17 protein-coding genes are annotated in these 16512 nt (G+C 68.5%); 14 read left to right on the top strand and 3 right to left on the bottom strand.

All coding sequences use genetic code 11. The features are described 5' to 3' along the window. Positions 1 to 3 precede the first annotated feature (3 nt). From ACVOLZ_RS05815 to ACVOLZ_RS05755, 13 genes are all read left to right on the top strand, one after another. Positions 4 to 432: a TIGR03750 family conjugal transfer protein gene (locus ACVOLZ_RS05815; RefSeq protein ID WP_003454784.1), complete on the top strand. Its 429-nt coding sequence runs from the start codon at positions 4 to 6 to the stop codon at positions 430 to 432. Next, entirely contained in the window at positions 429 to 1121 is a 693-nt protein-coding gene (locus tag ACVOLZ_RS05810; protein ID WP_003454780.1) for a PFL_4703 family integrating conjugative element protein, read from the top strand. The genes ACVOLZ_RS05815 and ACVOLZ_RS05810 overlap by 4 nt, the downstream gene beginning before the upstream one ends. Beyond that, a complete protein-coding gene (locus ACVOLZ_RS05805) occupies positions 1118 to 2038 on the top strand; it encodes a TIGR03749 family integrating conjugative element protein (protein ID WP_003454777.1) in 921 nt (306 codons plus the stop codon). Before ACVOLZ_RS05810 ends, ACVOLZ_RS05805 begins: the two co-directional genes overlap by 4 nt. Next, positions 2028 to 3494, top strand: coding sequence for a TIGR03752 family integrating conjugative element protein (locus ACVOLZ_RS05800; protein WP_003454772.1), 1467 nt, complete (start codon positions 2028 to 2030; stop codon positions 3492 to 3494). The genes ACVOLZ_RS05805 and ACVOLZ_RS05800 overlap by 11 nt, the downstream gene beginning before the upstream one ends. Next, on the top strand, positions 3475 to 3909 hold the full coding sequence (locus tag ACVOLZ_RS05795; protein ID WP_033873709.1) for a TIGR03751 family conjugal transfer lipoprotein: 435 nt from the start codon (positions 3475 to 3477) through the stop codon (positions 3907 to 3909). Before ACVOLZ_RS05800 ends, ACVOLZ_RS05795 begins: the two co-directional genes overlap by 20 nt. Beyond that, positions 3909 to 6803: a conjugative transfer ATPase gene (locus ACVOLZ_RS05790; RefSeq protein ID WP_126220064.1), complete on the top strand. Its 2895-nt coding sequence runs from the start codon at positions 3909 to 3911 to the stop codon at positions 6801 to 6803. The genes ACVOLZ_RS05795 and ACVOLZ_RS05790 overlap by 1 nt, the downstream gene beginning before the upstream one ends. 13 nt (positions 6804 to 6816) lie before the next feature. After that, complete coding sequence (locus ACVOLZ_RS05785; RefSeq protein WP_003454752.1) at positions 6817 to 7563, top strand: DsbA family protein; 747 nt, start codon at positions 6817 to 6819, stop codon at positions 7561 to 7563. A 193-nt stretch (positions 7564 to 7756) separates the two neighbouring features. Beyond that, positions 7757 to 8251 carry a RadC family protein gene (gene radC / locus ACVOLZ_RS05780; RefSeq protein WP_003454748.1) on the top strand — a complete coding sequence of 165 codons (495 nt, stop codon included), beginning with the start codon at positions 7757 to 7759 and terminating at the stop codon, positions 8249 to 8251. Between the two features lie 156 nt (positions 8252 to 8407). Further along, positions 8408 to 8854 carry a TIGR03757 family integrating conjugative element protein gene (locus ACVOLZ_RS05775; protein ID WP_003454745.1) on the top strand — a complete coding sequence of 149 codons (447 nt, stop codon included), beginning with the start codon at positions 8408 to 8410 and terminating at the stop codon, positions 8852 to 8854. Next, complete coding sequence (locus ACVOLZ_RS05770; RefSeq protein WP_003454742.1) at positions 8851 to 9801, top strand: TIGR03756 family integrating conjugative element protein; 951 nt, start codon at positions 8851 to 8853, stop codon at positions 9799 to 9801. The genes ACVOLZ_RS05775 and ACVOLZ_RS05770 overlap by 4 nt, the downstream gene beginning before the upstream one ends. 9 nt (positions 9802 to 9810) lie before the next feature. Beyond that, positions 9811 to 11214, top strand: a complete 1404-nt coding sequence (locus ACVOLZ_RS05765) for an integrating conjugative element protein (protein ID WP_003454739.1) — start codon at positions 9811 to 9813, stop codon at positions 11212 to 11214. Further along, complete coding sequence (locus tag ACVOLZ_RS05760; RefSeq protein WP_003454736.1) at positions 11211 to 11564, top strand: hypothetical protein; 354 nt, start codon at positions 11211 to 11213, stop codon at positions 11562 to 11564. The genes ACVOLZ_RS05765 and ACVOLZ_RS05760 overlap by 4 nt, the downstream gene beginning before the upstream one ends. Before the next feature lie 15 nt (positions 11565 to 11579). Then, the gene (locus ACVOLZ_RS05755; protein ID WP_003454733.1) at positions 11580 to 13097 is read left to right on the top strand and encodes a conjugal transfer protein TraG N-terminal domain-containing protein; all 1518 of its coding nucleotides are present in this window, start codon (positions 11580 to 11582) and stop codon (positions 13095 to 13097) included. 5 nt (positions 13098 to 13102) lie between these two features. Here the strand turns inward: ACVOLZ_RS05755 and ACVOLZ_RS05750 are convergent, their stop codons facing one another. The 3 genes from ACVOLZ_RS05750 to ACVOLZ_RS05740 all read right to left on the bottom strand — a co-directional run bounded on the left by ACVOLZ_RS05750 (position 13103) and on the right by ACVOLZ_RS05740 (position 14342). Further along, positions 13103 to 13474, bottom strand: a complete 372-nt coding sequence (locus tag ACVOLZ_RS05750) for a DUF3742 family protein (RefSeq protein WP_003454730.1) — start codon at positions 13472 to 13474, stop codon at positions 13103 to 13105. A gap of 86 nt (positions 13475 to 13560) precedes the next feature. Continuing rightward, positions 13561 to 14025 (bottom strand): type II toxin-antitoxin system YhaV family toxin, encoded by a 465-nt coding sequence (locus tag ACVOLZ_RS05745; protein WP_003454727.1) that lies wholly within the window; start codon positions 14023 to 14025, stop codon positions 13561 to 13563. After that, positions 14025 to 14342: a type II toxin-antitoxin system PrlF family antitoxin gene (locus ACVOLZ_RS05740; protein ID WP_003454724.1), complete on the bottom strand. Its 318-nt coding sequence runs from the start codon at positions 14340 to 14342 to the stop codon at positions 14025 to 14027. Before ACVOLZ_RS05740 ends, ACVOLZ_RS05745 begins: the two co-directional genes overlap by 1 nt. Before the next feature lie 313 nt (positions 14343 to 14655). On the opposite strand from ACVOLZ_RS05740, the gene mobH reads away from it, so the two are divergent. Beyond that, complete coding sequence (mobH, locus tag ACVOLZ_RS05735; RefSeq protein ID WP_031329115.1) at positions 14656 to 16503, top strand: MobH family relaxase; 1848 nt, start codon at positions 14656 to 14658, stop codon at positions 16501 to 16503. Positions 16504 to 16512: the final 9 nt, after the last annotated feature.

Here is a 16512-nt window from a genome sequence, read left to right as displayed (position 1 = left end):
ACGATGGCCGGCGCCCTGGAGAGTCCGTCGCGCGACGGGCTCGTGACCTTCCTGCCGCACCGCCTCAACCGCCACCCTGTGGTCGTGCGCGGGCTCACGGCCGACGAGCTGTGGGTCTGCGCCGGGCTGTCCGGCGCGGCCGGTCTCGTGGCCGGCGTACCGCTGGCCTGGCTGACGCACAGCATCGCGATGGTGCCCACGCTGATCGTCGCCGGCATCGGTGTCGGTGTCTTCGTGGGCGGCGGCCTGCTGCGGCGGTGGAAGCGCGGCCGGCCCGACACCTGGCTGTACCGCCAGCTCCAGTGGCGCCTCGCGCTGCGCTACCCCGCGCTGGCTGCGCATGCGGGCGGGGGCCAGCTCATCACCCGGTCGGGCTGGTGGTCCACGCGGCGCCTGCGGCCCGATCCGTCCCTGCGTCGAGGTAGACCATGAGCCGATTCAAGAACGAGGTCGCGCACCTGCAGGCGCATGTGAAGACCTTGCGCCTGGCTGGCGCCGCACTGTTCGTCGTGGCGCTGCTGCTCGGCTTCGGCTGGTGGAGCGCACCCAAGAGCCTGACCATCCACGTGCCACCCGACCTGCGCTCGGGCAGCACGCGCAAGTGGTGGGACGTGCCGCCGGAGAGCGTCTACGCCTTCACCTTCTACATTTGGCAGCAGGCCCAGCGCTGGCCGACCAATGGCGAGCAGGACTACCCGCGCAACCTGCATGCACTGTCTGCGTACTTCACGCCGAGCTGCCGTGCCTTCCTGCAGCAGGACTACGAATTCCGGCGCAGCAACGGCGAGCTACGCCAGCGCGTGCGCGGCATCTACGAGATTCCCGGCCGCGGCTACGGCGACGAGCCGGCCATGCGCGTGCGCACCGTGTCGGCCAACAACTGGATCGTCACGCTGGACGTGAGCGCCGACGAGTACCTGGGCGCCGAGCAGGTCAAGCGCGCGCTCGTGCGCTATGCACTCAAGGTTGTGCGCATGGACGTGGACCCCGAGCGCAACCCCTTCGGCCTGGCGCTGGACTGCCATGCACGCGCGCCGGAGCGCATCGAGACCCCGCCGCCTGCGGCGCCGCCCGGCCGGGCCGCAAGCGCCGGCTCCAACTTGCAGGGAGACACCCCATGAAGTCCCTCGTGAAGCGTTCATCTGCGGCGGCCCTGGCTGGCCTGCTGCTGTGCCTGGCCTTCGTGCCTGCGGCCCATGCCGTCGAAATCCTGCGCTGGGAGCGCCTGCCGCTGGCGGTGCCGCTGGTGGTCGGCCAGGAGCGCGTGGTGTTCATCGAGCGCAACGTGCGCATCGGTGTGCCGCCCACGGTTGGCGAGCAGTTGCGCGTGCAGAGCGCTGGTGGCGCGATCTACCTGCGCGCGAGCGCGCCGATCCCGCCCACACGGCTGCAACTGCAGGACGTGGAGTCGGGCGCGCTGATCCTGCTGGACATCGCGGCCGAGCCGGCGAAGGCGGGCCAGCCTGCACTCGAACCCGTGCGCATCGTCGAAGGCGACGTGCCGGCGACGCGCTACGGCGAGCCGGCCAAGCCGGCGGACGACGATGCGGAGCGCACCGTACCCGCAGCGAAGCGCGCCACGCCGGTGGCGGTTGTGCTCACGCGCTATGCGGCGCAGAACCTCTACGCGCCGCTGCGCACCGTGGAGCCCGTTCCCGGCCTCGGCCGCGTCAATCTGCGCCGTGGGCTGGAGCTTTCCACCTTGCTGCCCACACTGCCGGTGCGTGCGCAGGCGCTGGCCGCTTGGCGGCTCGAAGACCAGTGGGTGACGGCGGTGAAGCTCACCAACGCCTCCGGGCGCTGGCTCGACCTCGATCCCCGCGCGCTGCAGGGCGACTTTCTCGCCGCGACCTTCCAGCACCCGAATCTGGCGCCGGCCGGCCGCGCCGCCGACACCACGGTGGTCTACCTCGTGACCCGTGGCCACGGCCTGGCCGAGTCGCTGCTGCCCAAGCTCTCACCGATCGACGCGACGGTGAACCTGCCGCCGGCCGCGGCGGCCGGCCAGGCCGAAGGAGGTGCCCGCCATGAAAAGTAACCCCCTCCTGAAGTGGCTGCTGATCCCGATGGCGCTGGTGCTGCTGTTCGTCGGCATCAAGATGTTCTCCGGGGATCGCGGCGCCAAGCCCGTTCCGGCCGGCAGCGCCAACTCGCTCACGCCCGAAGAGATGAAGGCGCTGGGCATCGAGGGCGACACGCCGCGCGATACCGTTGCCACACTGGTGGCCCAGGTCAAGCAGTTGCGCAACGAGCTGCAGACGGCGCTCAACGACAACAAGAACCAGAAGAGCGAGAACGAGCGTATGCGCGCGCGGGAAAGCGCGATCGACCAGCGCATCCAGTCCGCGCTGGATGGTGAACGCGGCCGCCTGCAGCAGGACCGCGAGCAGTTGGCCGGCGACCGCCAGCAGACCCAGGGCCTGCTGCAAGACCTGCAGCGGCGCCTGGATGGGCTTTCCGGCAAGGGCGGCCAGGCCGATCTGCCGGTCGGGCTCGGCCTGGAGGACGGCGACGGCAAGGGCTTCAGCGGCAGCCAGGGCGGCGCCGCGCGCAGCACCAGCGGCACGCGCTGGGTGGAACCGGACGATGCGAAGCCTTCGGCGAAGAACGGCAGCAGCGGCGGCCTGAACTTTCCGACCAGCTTCGGGCCGGCGCAGAAGACGCTTTCCGACACGGCCGACAACGTGGCCAGCACCGTCGCGGATGCAGGCAGCCGCGCCGTGGGCACGTCGTCCAAGCCGGTCTACACGGTGCCGTCGAACTCGACGCTGATGGGCTCCATCGCGATGACCGCGCTGATCGGCCGCGTGCCGATCGACGGCACGGTCAACGACCCGTACCCCTTCAAGGTGCTGATCGGCCCGGACAACCTCACCGCCAACGGCATCGACATTCCCGACGTGGCGGGCGCGGTGGTCAGCGGCACGGCCTCGGGCGACTGGACGCTTTCCTGCGTGCGCGGGCAAATCCGCTCGGTGACGTTCGTCTTCAACGACGGCACGGTGCGCACCATGCCGGAGGACGGCAACCGCAACCAGAACGGCGGCTCGGGCGGCAACGCGAACAGCACCACGCACGGCGGCCTGGGCTGGATCAGCGACCCCTACGGCGTCCCCTGCGTCAGCGGGGAACGGCGCAGCAACGCGCAGCAGTACCTCGGTTCGCAGGCCCTCATCACCGCGGCCGGTGCCGGTGCGGCCTCCCTCATCAAGTCGGACAACGGCAGCGTGGCCGTGGTCGCCAACAGCAACGGCTCGCTCGGCACGGTGGGCATTACCGGCAACGAGGCCATGGGCCGCATCCTGGCCGGCGGTGTGCGCGACATGGCCGATTGGGTCAACAAGCTTTACGGGCAGGCCTTCGCCGCCGTCTACGTGCGCCCCGGCGCCAAGGTCGCCGTGCACCTGGAGCAGCCGCTCAACATCGACTACGACGCCAAGGGGCGCCGGGTCAATCACCGCATCGGAGGCAAGCATGCGTCGGATTTGGATTGAATCGGCCGTGGTGCTGTGCGCGGTCGTGGTGCTGGGCGGCTGCGCCACCAGCAAGGACAAGGTACTCCCGCACGGCGACTACACCATGCTCGACGTGTGGAACCAGGAGACGGGCGGCAGTGCCGGCGGCGGGCAAGCGGCGCGGCAACTGCTCGATGCACGCCAGGGCCTGCGCCGGCCGCTGACGGAGGCCGACGTGCATGCGGCGCCCGCCGCCGCTACCGCCTACACGCGCACCGCGGCCAACGAGATCTACCGCCAGTTCCACCGGCTCCCCAACCCCGATCTGGTCATGTACGTGTTCCCGCACCTGGCTGGCAGCGATCCGGTGCCAGTGCCTGGCTACACCACCGTCTTTCCCCTGTATCAGAGGGTCCAGTACGCCATGCCCGGCGAACGCCTGGAGGACTACTGATGGCCTGGACCTTGCCCTGGCCGCGCAAGGCCCTCGCATCGGCTGGCCCTGAGCTGCACGACGAGGATGCCTGGTCGCGGCATGTGACGACACTGGCGGCACACGGCATCCCGGAGCCGGGCACCGTCGCGGATGACCGGCTGCACCGTCCTGCTACCGAGGCGGACCAGCAGGCGCTCTACGGTGTGGCGCCGTCCTTCGCCGACCTGCTGCCTTGGGTGGAGTACCTGCCGGGTTCCAAGAGCATGCTGCTGGAAGACGGCCAGTCGGTGGCGGGCTTCTTCGAGCTGGCGCCGGTGGGCACCGAGGGCCGCGAGATGGCCTGGCTGTGGCAGGCGCGCGATGCGCTGGAGAACGCACTGCAGGACTCCTTCGACGAACTCGACGAGAACCCCTGGGTGGTGCAGCTCTATGCCCAGGACGAATCGAGCTGGGACAACTACCTGCGCGGGCTGGCCGACTACGTTCGGCCGCGCGCCCAGGACAGCGCCTTCACCGACTTCTACCTGCGCTTCTTCGGCCATCACCTGCGCGCCATCGCCAAGCCCGGCGGCCTGTTCGAGGACACGACGGTGACGCGCCTGCCGTGGCGCGGCCAGGTGCGGCGCGTGCGCATGGTGGTCTACCGGCGTGCGAGCGCTACGACCGCATCGCGGCGCGGTCAGTCGCCCGAGCAGGCACTGACGACGATCTGCGACCGGCTCGTGGGCGGCCTCGCCAACGCGGGCGTGAAGTCCCGGCGCATGGCGGCCGACGACATCCACGACTGGCTGCTGCGCTGGTTCAACCCGCACCCGACGCTGCTCGGCCCCAGCGCCGATGACCGCGAGCGCTTCTACGAGCTGACCCGTTACCCCGAGGAAACCGAGCAAGGCGAGATCGAGCTGGCCAGCGGGGACTTCGCGCACCGCCTGTTCTTCGGCCAGCCGCGCTCGGACATGGCGAACGGCACCTGGGTGTTCGACGGCATGCCGCACCGGGTCATCGTGATGGACCGGCTGCGCATGCCGCCCGCCACCGGCCACGTCACCGGCGAAACCCGCAAGGGCGGCGATGCGGTCAATGCGCTGTTCGACCAGATGCCCGAGGACACGGTGATGTGCCTGACGGTCGTCGCGACGCCGCAGGACGTGCTCGAAGCTCACCTGAACCACCTGAGCAAGAAGTCGGTCGGCGAGACGCTGGCCTCGGAGCAGACACGCCGCGACGTGCAGGAAGCGCGCGGGCTGATCGGCAGCGCGCACAAGCTGTACCGCGGCGCGCTCGCCTTCTACCTGCGCGGGCGCGACCTGGCGCAGCTCGACGCCCGCGGCCTGCAACTGGTCAACGTCATGCTCAACGCCGGTCTGCAGCCGGTGCGCGAGGAAGACGAGGTGGCGCCGCTGAACAGCTACCTGCGCTGGCTCCCGTGCGTGTTCGATCCGGCGCTGGACAAGCGCCAGTGGTACACGCAACTGATGTTCGCGCAGCACGCCGCGAACCTTGCGCCGGTGTGGGGCCGCAGCCAGGGCACGGGGCATCCGGGCATCACGTTCTTCAACCGCGGCGGCGGGCCGATCACCTTCGATCCCTTGAACCGGCTCGACCGCCAGATGAACGCGCACCTGTTCCTGTTCGGGCCGACCGGCTCTGGCAAGTCGGCAACGCTCAACAACATCTTGAACCAGGTCACGGCCATCTATCGGCCGAGGCTGTTCATCGTGGAGGCTGGCAATAGCTACGGTCTGTTCGGCGACTTCGCCACGCGGCTCGGCCTCAAGGTGCATCGCGTGAAGCTCGCGCCCGGCGCCGGCGTCAGTCTCGCGCCGTTCGCCGACGCGCACCGGCTGGTCGATACGCCCAGCCAGGTGCAGACCTTGGATGCCGATGCGCTGGACGAGGACCAGGAGCCCGCAGCGCAGGCGGCGAGCCGCAGCGACGAAGTGGACGAGCAGCGCGACGTGCTCGGCGAGCTGGAAATCACCGCGCGGCTGATGATCACCGGTGGCGAGGACAAGGAAGAGGCGCGCATGACGCGCGCCGACCGCAGCCTGATCCGCCAGTGCATCCTCGATGCGGCCCAGCGTTGCGTGGCCAACCAGCGCACCGTCCTGACGCGCGACGTGCGCGATGCGCTGCGCGAGCGCGCCCGCGATACGGCACTACCCGAGGTGCGGCGCGCGCGGCTGCTGGAAATGGCCGACGCGATGGATATGTTCTGCCAGGGCGTGGACGGCGAGATGTTCGACCGGCCCGGCACGCCCTGGCCCGAGGCCGACATCACCATCGTCGATCTGGCGACCTTCGCACGCGAGGGCTACAACGCGCAGCTTTCCATCGCCTACATCAGCCTTATCAACACGGTCAACAACATCGCCGAGCGCGACCAGTTCCTCGGCCGGCCGATCATCAACGTGACGGACGAGGGGCACATCATCACCAAGAACCCGCTGCTTGCGCCCTACGTCGTCAAGATCACGAAGATGTGGCGCAAGCTCGGCGCCTGGTACTGGCTGGCGACGCAGAACATCGACGACCTGCCCAGGGCCGCCGAGCCCATGCTCAACATGATCGAGTGGTGGATCTGCCTCTCGATGCCGCCCGACGAGGTGGAGAAGATCGCGCGCTTTCGCGAGCTGAACGCGGCGCAGAAGGCGCTGATGCTGTCGGCCCGCAAGGAGGCCGGCAAGTTCAGCGAGGGCGTGATCCTTTCCAAGAGCATGGAAGTGCTATTCCGCGCGGTGCCGCCCAGCCTGTACCTGGCGCTGGCTCAGACCGAGCCGGAAGAGAAGGCCGAGCGTTTCCAGTTGATGCAGCAGTACGGCATCGGCGAACTGGACGCCGCTTTCAAGATCGCCGAGAAGATCGACCGCGCCCGCAGCATCGAGCCGCTGGTGCTCGATGCGCTGGCGTGACGGGGAGTCCACGATGCGCATCCCTCGCTTCGCGCCGTCCCGCACCGTCCTTGTCGTCGCGCTGCTGATGGCCGCGGCCCTGACAACGGCCGCATGGCTCGGCCTGCGGCCGCAGTCGCCGCCCGCCGAACCCGATTTTCCTTCGGCAGAAGCAACGCCTGCGCCGGCAACGGCACCAGCCGGCCCGCCCTGGCGCTATGGCCGCGCCGATGCGCGCTTCACGGTGGTCGAGTACGCCGACCTCGAATGCCCGTTCTGCCGCGCCTACTTCGCAGTGCTCAAGCGCTGGATCGACGCGCACCCGGACGTGAGCTGGCAATGGCATCACCTGCCGTTGCCGTTGCACGAGCCGGCCGCGTCTGCCGGTGCGCGCCTGGTGGAGTGCGTCGGCGAGGCCGGCGGCCAGGCCGCGTTCTGGCAGGCCGCCGAGTGGGTCTACACGCACACCCGCGGCGACGGTCAGGGCCTGCCCGAGGGCCTGCGCTATCCCGACCTCACGCCGGCCGCGCAGCAGTGCCTCGACAGCGACCGCCCCGATGCGCTGATCCGCGCACAGTCGGCGAGCGCGGCGCAGGAGGGCATCAAGGTCACGCCCACGCTGCGCCTGCAGGATCGCCAGTCCGGCAAGACGCTGCTGCTGCACGGCCCGGTCGAAGGAGATGCCTTGCTGTCCGCGATCGACCTGCTGGCGGCCAGTGCAGCGGCCGAGCCCGCATCGAAGGAAATGCCTGCCGAGTCTCTCGGAGACATGCCCAGGTAGCCACGATCTTCAAGGCTACGACGCGGCTTGGCCGTGCTGATCGACCCCGTTCGCTGCGCATCCCTGGACGCGAACAGCCACTGTGCATGCGGTGGCGGATGCCCGCTCTTCTGCCGCTTGTTCTTCATCGTCCCCGGAGGGTTTGTCCCTCCCGGGACAGGCGTCCTCCGACTTCATCCCGTGGAGGTTCGCCATGTCCTATGTCGTCGCCGACTCGCGTCCCGAGTCGCTCAGCCTGATCGCCGCCCAGCACGAAGACTGGATCATCCGCCAGGCCATCGCCTTGCTGGAACAACGCATCTTCAAGGCCGGCCCGATGCTGAACAGTCCCGCCGCCGTGCGCGACTACCTGCATCTGAAGCTGGTCGCGGAGCCCAACGAGGTCTTCGCCGTCGTGTTCCTCAACTCTCAGCACCAAGTCCTCGCCTACGAGCCGATGTTCAAGGGCACGGTCGATCAAACCTCGGTGTACCCGCGGGTGCTGGTGCAGCGCGCCCTGGCCCTCAACGCCTCGGCGGTCATCCTGGCCCACCAGCATCCATCTGGCATGACCGTGCCTTCGGCCGCCGATCAGGCGCTGACCGACCGGCTCAAAGCCGCCCTGGCGATAGTCGATGTCCGGGTGGTGGATCACTTCATCGTCGGCAAGGGCACGCCGTACTCCTTCGCCGAATCCGGCCTGCTGTAGCGCCGCTGACCGCCTGGTCCCCGCGGGAGCCTCGGCTCCCGCTTTTCTTTCGCCTGTCTGCCCAAAGCGGAGCGCGCGCGGTGCGCATTCCTTGTCGCGGTTGGACTGCCTTCGGCGTTCGACTAGAGCCTTGCTCTCATTCCCAGGACGCCCGCCATGACGGCTCCCTTCTTGAAACCCATCCCGCGGCTGCGGTGTACGCGCATCGCCTGCGCGGGAGGGCTGCTGCTGTGCCTGCTCGGCCAGGACGCATCCGCAGCCGACGTGCTGGTCGTGACCGACAGCCGCCATCCCGTGCAGTCCGCATCCGGCGCGCGCGTGATCGAGCTGGATCTGCCCGAGCGCATCGAGGCCGAACTGGCCGCGGGCCTGCCTGCCGATCCGGGCCGCGCGGCCGCGCTCGTGCAGCAACGCCTGCGCGATGGCAGCCAGGCACTACAGCGCCGCATCGGCAGCGCCTACCAGGGCGTCGCCGATGCCTGGGGCTTGGGGCTGGCCAAGGTGCCTGCCGTGGTGGTCGATCGCCGCTACGTGGTCTACGGCGAGCCCGATGTCGCGCGCGCCGTGGCACGCATCGAATCACATCGGAGGGCACAGCCATGAACCGCCTGCTGTCGGCGTCGTCGCGCCGGGCCCGCCTTGCCATCGCTTCGGTGCTGCTCGGCGGCGCCGCTTCGAGCTTCGCGCTGAACACGGCTACCATCGTGTCCTCGGCCCTGTCGCCCGACTGCCTGGAATATCGCGTCGTCGGCATCTGCTACTGGCTGTTCTGCACCTGGACGGGCTGCACGGTGCGCACCTCGGTGAAGGTGCGCCACTACATTCCCGACGCGGTGGTGTCGAGCTACAGCAACACCGGCGAGAACCCGTGGATCGAGGTGCGCGCCATGAGCATGCCCAATCCCACGGCGCAGGCCGGCGGCGACGGGACGACGAACCACGACAACGAGAACAACCTGGCGAAGTTCAAGAACGCCGACGTGATCGGGCATCCCGGCGGTTCGGTGTTCAGCCAGTTCGCCAGCGCGTCCGGCTACGCCTGCCAGGGCGCAGGCACGGCCTTCATGCCGTACCTGCTGAGCACCCTCGACACGCTGGCCTGGCGCTACAACGTCCCGGAGATGGTGTACCCCGAGGCGGTGATCCCCGGCATGCGCGAGATCGGCGGCCGCACGACGCTCAACCTGTGGGGCAACGTCTATCCGCGCGGCGGCTTCCTGCATCAGACCGACGACTACAAGAGCGGCGCCGTCGTCGCGCAGCGCGCGGGCGATGTCGTCACGCGGCGCATGCAGCCGCACGTCTACCAGCCGCTGCTCGCGAGTTCGAGCGACGGCTATTGGCCGGCCGGCGCCCTGGTGGAGAGCGATGCCTCCACCGGCAAGTGGCAGGAGCTGACGCCGACCCTCTCCAACTCCTGCGCCGTGTTCCCCCACTCCAACACGCGCGTGCAGGCCCAGCAAGGCGACTACGCCTGGGCGCTGTGGCGGCCCTATGCCTGCTGCCAGCGCCGCGGGCAGGTCTTCCTCGGCAGCGTCGATTTCCTCTGAGGTATTCCGATGAAAGCGTCTCTCTCCCGTTTCGCACAGCGCGCCAGGCCCTACGCGCTCAGCATCGCGCTCGCCTGCGCCGTCACGGCCGCAGCCGGCGTCGCGTGGGCGCAGACCCGCATCAGCCCCACCGGCGTCGGCGTGAGCGGCAGCGTCATCGGCGACGACGTGCTCTACAGCATCGGCGGCGGCCGGGCCGTGTCCATGGGCGGCGCCGGGAACATGCAGAGCATCGGCGTGGGCATCGGCTGGAACAGCAACCTGATCTGCGGAAACATGAGCATCACGACGACGCTGCAGAACCAGTTGAACGGCCTCACCAATGGCTTTCAGCAGATCATGTCCTCGGTGATCCAGAGCGCCACCAGCGCCGTGGCGTCGCTGCCGGCCCTGATCATCCAGCGCGCCGATCCGGGCCTCTACAACCTGCTGACCAACGGCGTGCTGCAGGCTCGGCTCGATTTCGACCGCAGCAAGTTGACGTGCAAGGCGATGGCCAACCGGATGGCGGACATGGCCGGCGGCCAGGCCGGGTGGGATCAGCTCGCCGAAGGTTTCGCGCTGCGCGATGCGGTGAGCAGCACCGATGCGGTGTCCGCCGTCGAGCAGGCCGAATCGAACAAGGGCAACAACGGCGTGCCCTGGGTGGGCGGCGGCAACGCGGGCGGCTCGGGCCAGGGTTCCATCAAGGTGGTCGGCGACGTGACCCGTGCCGGCTACAACCTGCTCAACAGCCGCGGCGTCAGCGACACCTCATCCATCCCGCGCGCGTCCTGCGGCAACCGGCTGACCTGCCAAACCTGGTCCTCGCCGCAGGCCGCAGCGGACTTCGCAACCCGCGTGCTCGGCGAGCGCGAGCAACGCACCTGCGAGACCTGCACCAAGACGCAGACCACGCCTGGCGTCGGCCTGACGCCGGTGATCCAGGAAGAGTACGAGACCAAGCTGCAGGCACTGCAGGGCCTCGTGACGGGCTCGACGCCGATGACGGTGGCAAACCTCGAAGCCGCCGGCAGCAACTCGCTGCCGATCACGCGCGGCGTGATCGAGGCGCTGCGCGACGAGCCCGATCAAGACCTGCTCGGCAAGCGCCTGGCGTCCGAAGCCGCGCTGTCGAGCGTGCTGGAGAAGGCCCTGCTGTTGCAGCGCACGCTGCTGACCGGCAAGAAGGAGCCGAACGTCGCCGCCAACGAGCTGGCCGTGAAGGCGGTCGATCAGGAGAACAACGCGCTGGAGCAGGAGATCAACAACCTCAAGACCGAGCTGGAGCTGCGGCGCACGCTGGCCGGCAATTCGGCGATGGCGATCGTGCAGCGCCACGGCACCCGCGCCGCGGGCTCGCGCGGCATCTTCGAGGGCGACACGACGCGCGACCGGCTCAAGGAAGTGCAGAAGCCGCGGAGCGGGCCATGACCAGCCGGGCCTGGCTGCGGCCGGCACGGCTGCTCGGCCGCCGCGTCGGCATCGTGCTGCTGTGGGTGCTGCTGGTGGCGGGCATCGCGGTCGGCGTGAACGTCGTCGGCCTCCACATCGTCGGCAGCATCGACGGCTGGGAGCAGTGGCTGCGCGAGCACTCGGTCCACTTCCTCGTCTGGCGGCTGCTGCTCTACGCGGCGACGGCCTACGGCTGGTGGTGGATGCGTCGGCGCCTGCGCGAACGCGAGCCATTGGCCGAGACCCATCAGCGCCTGCTGCGCGCCGAGATCGCGGCCGTCGCCACCCTCGTGCTGCTCGAAGGCAGCCAGCTACTGCGCAATGGCTGAGCCCTGGAGAACGCCATGACGCTCAACACAACGGACTACCTGGAGTATTACCTGACCCTGGTCGGGTGGATCGTCAGCAACGGCATCTGGAACATCCTCGTGGCCAGCGGCGTATTCGCGCTGCCCTTCGTGGTCATGGTGGTGCAGGAATGGCTGCGCGCGCGGGCCGAGGGTGCGGACGAGGGCAACAAGGGGGTGCTGTCATCGATGCGCATCGAGAACCGCGTGTGGGTGGCGATCGTCGTCATCCTGTTCGCCGGCATCCCCTTCATTCCGGTCGACCTCAGCACCATCAAGTTCGACACGACGCGCTCCGCGCAATGCCAGGTCAGCGTCCCGCAGCCCACCGACACGGGCTGGTCGAACGCCTACACCACGCTCAACAACCAGAGCGCGCTGGTGCCGGTGTGGTGGTTCTTCATGCACGCCATCTCGAAGGCGGTGACGGGCGGCGCGGTGGCGGCCATCCCCTGCGGAACGGATCTGCGTCAGATGCGCATGGACGTGGATGCCACGCGCATCGATGACCCGGTGCTGGCCCAGGAGGTCGGCGACTTCGTGCATGACTGCTACGGCCCCTCGCGCGCCAAGCTGTTCATGTCTCGGCCCACGCTCTCCGACGAGCAGATGAATGACGTGACCTGGATCGGTTCGAGCTACTTCCTGAACAACGCGGGCTTCTACGACACCTACCACTCGAACACGCCACGCACGGCCTGGCCCTACGACGCGACGCGCGATGCGGGGCTGGCCCAGGTGGATAGCGGCGGGGGCTACCCCACGTGCCGGCAGTGGTGGTCGGACGGCGGCAGCGGCCTGCGCGCGCGCCTGCTGGCCCAGGTCGATCCCGACCTGCTGACGCGCATCGGCCGCTGGGCGGGCTTCCTGTCGCAGAGCGAGGTGAACGACTCGGTGATCCGCGCCGTGGTCTCGCCGCGGCAGCAGAAGATGAACCAGGGCTCGGTCTACACCGACTACGGCGGCCAGATCGAGAAGACGCTGCCCAACGTCGTGACGCGCGGCGCCGGCGACCTGGGGCTGACCATGGGCTCGCTGGGCTTCTTTCCGGCGATGGACGTGGTACGCCAGGCGCTGCCGATGGTGCTGTCGCTGCTCAAGATGGCGCTGGTGATCTGCATCCCGCTGGTGCTGGTCTTCGGCACCTACGAGCTGAAGGCGCTGGTCGCGGTGAGCTGCGTGCAGTTCGCGCTGTTCTTCGTGGACTTCTGGTTCCAGCTCGCGCGCTGGCTGGACAGCACGATCCTCGACGCGCTCTACGGCTGGGGGTTCGGCGCGAACCGGCCGCACAGCAACTTCGATCCGCTGATCGGCCTGAACAACGCCTTCGGCGACATGCTGCTGAACTTCGTCATGGCGACGATGTTCATCGTGCTGCCTACCTTCTGGGTGGCTGCGCTGGGCTGGGTAGGCGTGCGCGCGGGAACGGCAATTCAAGGGCTGGCGGCAGGAACCAGGGATGCCCAAGCTGCTGGCGGCAGGGGTGCGGGTGTCGCTATGAAAGCAGCGAAGTAACGCCTCTAGGCTTGCTCGTCTTCTGGATCGTGGGGGTCGATCCGGTAATCGTCATGGGTGTAGAGGCCGTACCCGGCAGGGCCGTATCGCCATTCCGGCTTGTGTTCCTCGTCGTAGCTCCCATCGTCGTTGCGGACTACCCAGGCGCCGACCAGCGCGAACGCAAGCAGCAGTGCCAGCCAGAACGCGGTGTAGAGCAGGACACCGATCGCAGCGAGCTTGACGGCCAGCAGCGCGGCCTTGGCAATGCCAGGCGCCCATCCCTGCGCGAGCAGCCAGCCCTGCGCCCGCCGATCCAGACGCGCGCAGCCTCTCCACGCCCGGCCCAGTGTCCGGCCGAGGCGTTCTGCGAAGGTGGTCTGTGCGGCGGTCTTCATGGTGGCTACCTCATGTTCATCCTGTCGTGTGGCTGTGATCCCTGTCCGTGTCGCGATTGAAACCTGTGCTGTTCTTCAACCGCGGTCTAGTCCTTGTCTGCTGCGCGCCAGTCGGCCTGGCTTGCGGCCACCAGCGCCGCCCAATCGTCCGGCGGGTTGCCGCGTCCCAACATCTTCTCGAACACCGCATAGGGGTCGGACTTGCTGCCCGACGACCGCAAGGTCTGCTCGTCGTTGACCCAGGCGAACACGATCGCCTTGGCCTTGGAGTCGAAGCGGAAGAACAGCCGGAACCGCCTCCCGATCTTTGCGCGCCGCCAGTGCCGGTAGGCCGGCCCCAAGGTGTTGCCCTGGCGGAATTCGTCGCGCGCAGGATCGCTCGGCACGACATCCATGATCAACTGGCTCAACGCCCGGAACAGCTTGACGTTGGCGTTGCTCTCGAACCCCTGCGGGTCGTTCTGTTCGGCCCGTTCCGCGGCCGCGTGCAGCTTGCGCAACTGCTCGATCACGCCCTCGTGGAACAGGAGCGTCCAACCGTGCCGCTGCATCAGAGCGCCACTTCGCCTTCGATGTCTTCATCGAGGTTCACCGCGTGGTGCGCGTTGGCCAGCATGGCCCGCGCCAGATCGTCCGGCAGGGACTGGACGTGCCGCCCGGCCCGGATGTCCGCTTCCAGCAGCCCCAGGAAGGCGCCGATGGCCGGGTCTTCATGGTCGGCGTCGGCGCGGGTCACGACGACTTCGCCGCCGCGCAGGTCGAACGCCACCTTGCCGCCGGTGTCCACGCCCAGCGCTTGCCGGATGGACTTGGGCAGCGTGATCTGACCCTTGGAGGTCAGCGTCGCGACTTCGTGGATTTCGGGCATGGCGGCACTCCTGATGGCAATGCCTGGATGGTAAGGAAATTTCCTTACCTTGTCAATCTGGGTGTGCATGGTGCTCCGTCCGGTCGATGAAACGGCTCCATCGTAGGGGCGGCACAGCCAGCCTTCCCGCATCAATCCGACTTGGGCCAAACCCGCATTGGTTGTGGTTCGGCAGGCGTCGTTGCCCTATATCCAAAGGTTTCCGTAAAGGCCAAAGGGCTGGGGAAGGGGCAAGGGAATGGGGCCAAGGGGAAAGGCCCTACCCGAAAAGGCCAAAAGGCTCTCCCGACCGGCCCGCCGTCTGGGGTTCGCCATGCTCTCGCTGTTCCAACGCAAACGGGTGCCACCTGCCGCCAGTGCGCCACCGCCCAAACCTCCCGCCGAGCCCGGCAAAGGGCTGATGCGGCCGGAGCCGGCCGCATCGCTGCTGGCGACGCCGCGCCGGCAGAAGCTGCTGGAACACATCTGGCAGCGCACCTCGCTGTCGCGCCGGCAGTTCGCCACGCTGTACCTCGCCCCGCTGGAACGCTACGCCGAGCTGGTCCAGCAATTCCCCGCGTCGGAGGCCCATCACCACGCCTATCCGGGCGGCATGCTGGACCACGGCCTGGAGATCGTCGCCTACGCGCTCAAGCTGCGGCAGTCGCATCTGCTGCCCGCCGGCGCCACGCCGGAGGCGCAAGCCGCCCAGGCCGAGGCCTGGACCGCAGGCACCGCCTATGCTGCGCTGCTGCACGACATCGGCAAGATCGCGGTCGACCTGCACGTCGAGTACGCGGACGGCACGGTCTGGCATCCCTGGCACGGCCCGCTGCGGCGGCCGTACCGCTTCCGCTACCGCAGGGAGCGCGAATACCGGCTGCACAGCGCCGCCACCGGGCTGCTCTACGCCCGGCTGCTCGATCCGGGCATCTTCGACTGGCTCGCCGACTACCCCGACCTGTGGGCCGCGCTGCTGTACGTCCTGGCCGGCCAGTACGAGCACGCCGGCATGCTCGGCGAACTGGTCGTGCAGGCGGACCAGGCATCCGTCGCCCAGGAACTCGGCGGCGATCCGAGCAAGGCCCTGGCAGCGCCCCGGCACGCACTGCAGCGCAAGCTGCTCGATGGCCTGCGCTACCTCCTGAAGGAAGAATTCAAGCTGAACCAGCCCCAGGCCTCGGATGGCTGGCTGACCCAGGACGCGCTCTGGCTGGTGAGCAAGACCGTCTCGGACAAGCTGCGCGCGCATCTGCTGTCGCAGGGCATCGACGGTATCCCGGCCAGCAACACGGCGGTGTTCAACGTGCTGCAGGATCACGGCATCGCCTTGGCCACACCGGACGGCAAGGCGATCTGGAAGGCCACCGTCACCAGCGATGCCGGCTGGTCGCACAGCTTCACCTTCCTGAAACTGTCTCCGGCCATGGTCTGGGATGCGGCCGACCGGCCGGCGCCGTTCGCGGGTCGCGTGCAGGCCGACGAGGAACAAGGGGCGCCGACACCGCAGGCACCGGCATCCGAAGCGCCAGGCTTGGAAAGCGCCGATACGGCGCCACCAAGCATCGCGCCGACCGTCCCTATGCCCACCGACAACGGCGTGGCTGCGCTGCTCGATCTGCTGAGTGACACGGCCCCACCCGTAGCGCCGGAGGCCCCGAGCGAACCCGAGCCTGCCTCGCCACCGGCGCCTACGGTGCTGCCGCAGATAAGCCTCGCGCCATTTCAGGATCGGCCGGAGCCATCCGGCGAGCATTTCATGGCCTGGCTGCGTCAGGGCATCCAGACGCACAAGCTCATCATCAACGACGCCAAAGCCTTGGTGCACAGCGTCGCCGGAACGGCCTACCTGGTGAGCCCCGGCGTCTTCCAGCGCTATGCGCAGGAACATCTGCAAATCGCCGCACTGGCGAAACCGGAGAACCTGGAGGGATGGCAGTGGGTGCAGAAGCGTTTCGAGAAGCTAGGCCTGCACCGCAAGCAAGCCAGCGGGCTGAATATCTGGACCTGCGAAGTCACGGGGCCGCGCAAATCCAGGCGACTGCACGGCTACCTGCTGAGCGCTCCCGAAGCGCTGTTCCAGGAAATGCCTCCGGACAATCCATACCTGCGCCTCCTCACCGAGGCCGTAAAGCGCGAAAATTCAGCCGCCGGTAATAAGAACGACAACGAACAGGGGTAGACAAGGAGC

This window comes from Stenotrophomonas sp. STEN020 (assembly GCF_056760195.1).
Note: the sequence above shows the minus strand (reverse complement) of the source record. Positions and strands in the feature narration are given on the sequence as shown.

Excerpts from the sequence above, each read along its gene's own strand:
- ACVOLZ_RS05795 (WP_033873709.1), top strand. The coding sequence starts at position 3,475 with ATGCGTCGGATTTGGATTGAATCGGCCGTGGTGCTGTGCGCGGTCGTG.
- ACVOLZ_RS05765 (WP_003454739.1), top strand. The coding sequence starts at position 9,811 with ATGAAAGCGTCTCTCTCCCGTTTCGCACAGCGCGCCAGGCCCTACGCG.
- radC (WP_003454748.1), top strand. The coding sequence starts at position 7,757 with ATGTCCTATGTCGTCGCCGACTCGCGTCCCGAGTCGCTCAGCCTGATC.
- ACVOLZ_RS05790 (WP_126220064.1), top strand. The coding sequence starts at position 3,909 with ATGGCCTGGACCTTGCCCTGGCCGCGCAAGGCCCTCGCATCGGCTGGC.
- ACVOLZ_RS05810 (WP_003454780.1), top strand. The coding sequence starts at position 429 with ATGAGCCGATTCAAGAACGAGGTCGCGCACCTGCAGGCGCATGTGAAG.
- ACVOLZ_RS05760 (WP_003454736.1), top strand. The coding sequence starts at position 11,211 with ATGACCAGCCGGGCCTGGCTGCGGCCGGCACGGCTGCTCGGCCGCCGC.
- ACVOLZ_RS05770 (WP_003454742.1), top strand. The coding sequence starts at position 8,851 with ATGAACCGCCTGCTGTCGGCGTCGTCGCGCCGGGCCCGCCTTGCCATC.
- ACVOLZ_RS05750 (WP_003454730.1), bottom strand. The coding sequence starts at position 13,474 with ATGAAGACCGCCGCACAGACCACCTTCGCAGAACGCCTCGGCCGGACA.
- mobH (WP_031329115.1), top strand. The coding sequence starts at position 14,656 with ATGCTCTCGCTGTTCCAACGCAAACGGGTGCCACCTGCCGCCAGTGCG.
- ACVOLZ_RS05740 (WP_003454724.1), bottom strand. The coding sequence starts at position 14,342 with ATGCCCGAAATCCACGAAGTCGCGACGCTGACCTCCAAGGGTCAGATC.
- ACVOLZ_RS05785 (WP_003454752.1), top strand. The coding sequence starts at position 6,817 with ATGCGCATCCCTCGCTTCGCGCCGTCCCGCACCGTCCTTGTCGTCGCG.
- ACVOLZ_RS05755 (WP_003454733.1), top strand. The coding sequence starts at position 11,580 with ATGACGCTCAACACAACGGACTACCTGGAGTATTACCTGACCCTGGTC.
- ACVOLZ_RS05815 (WP_003454784.1), top strand. The coding sequence starts at position 4 with ATGGCCGGCGCCCTGGAGAGTCCGTCGCGCGACGGGCTCGTGACCTTC.
- ACVOLZ_RS05775 (WP_003454745.1), top strand. The coding sequence starts at position 8,408 with ATGACGGCTCCCTTCTTGAAACCCATCCCGCGGCTGCGGTGTACGCGC.
- ACVOLZ_RS05805 (WP_003454777.1), top strand. The coding sequence starts at position 1,118 with ATGAAGTCCCTCGTGAAGCGTTCATCTGCGGCGGCCCTGGCTGGCCTG.
- ACVOLZ_RS05800 (WP_003454772.1), top strand. The coding sequence starts at position 2,028 with ATGAAAAGTAACCCCCTCCTGAAGTGGCTGCTGATCCCGATGGCGCTG.
- ACVOLZ_RS05745 (WP_003454727.1), bottom strand. The coding sequence starts at position 14,025 with ATGCAGCGGCACGGTTGGACGCTCCTGTTCCACGAGGGCGTGATCGAG.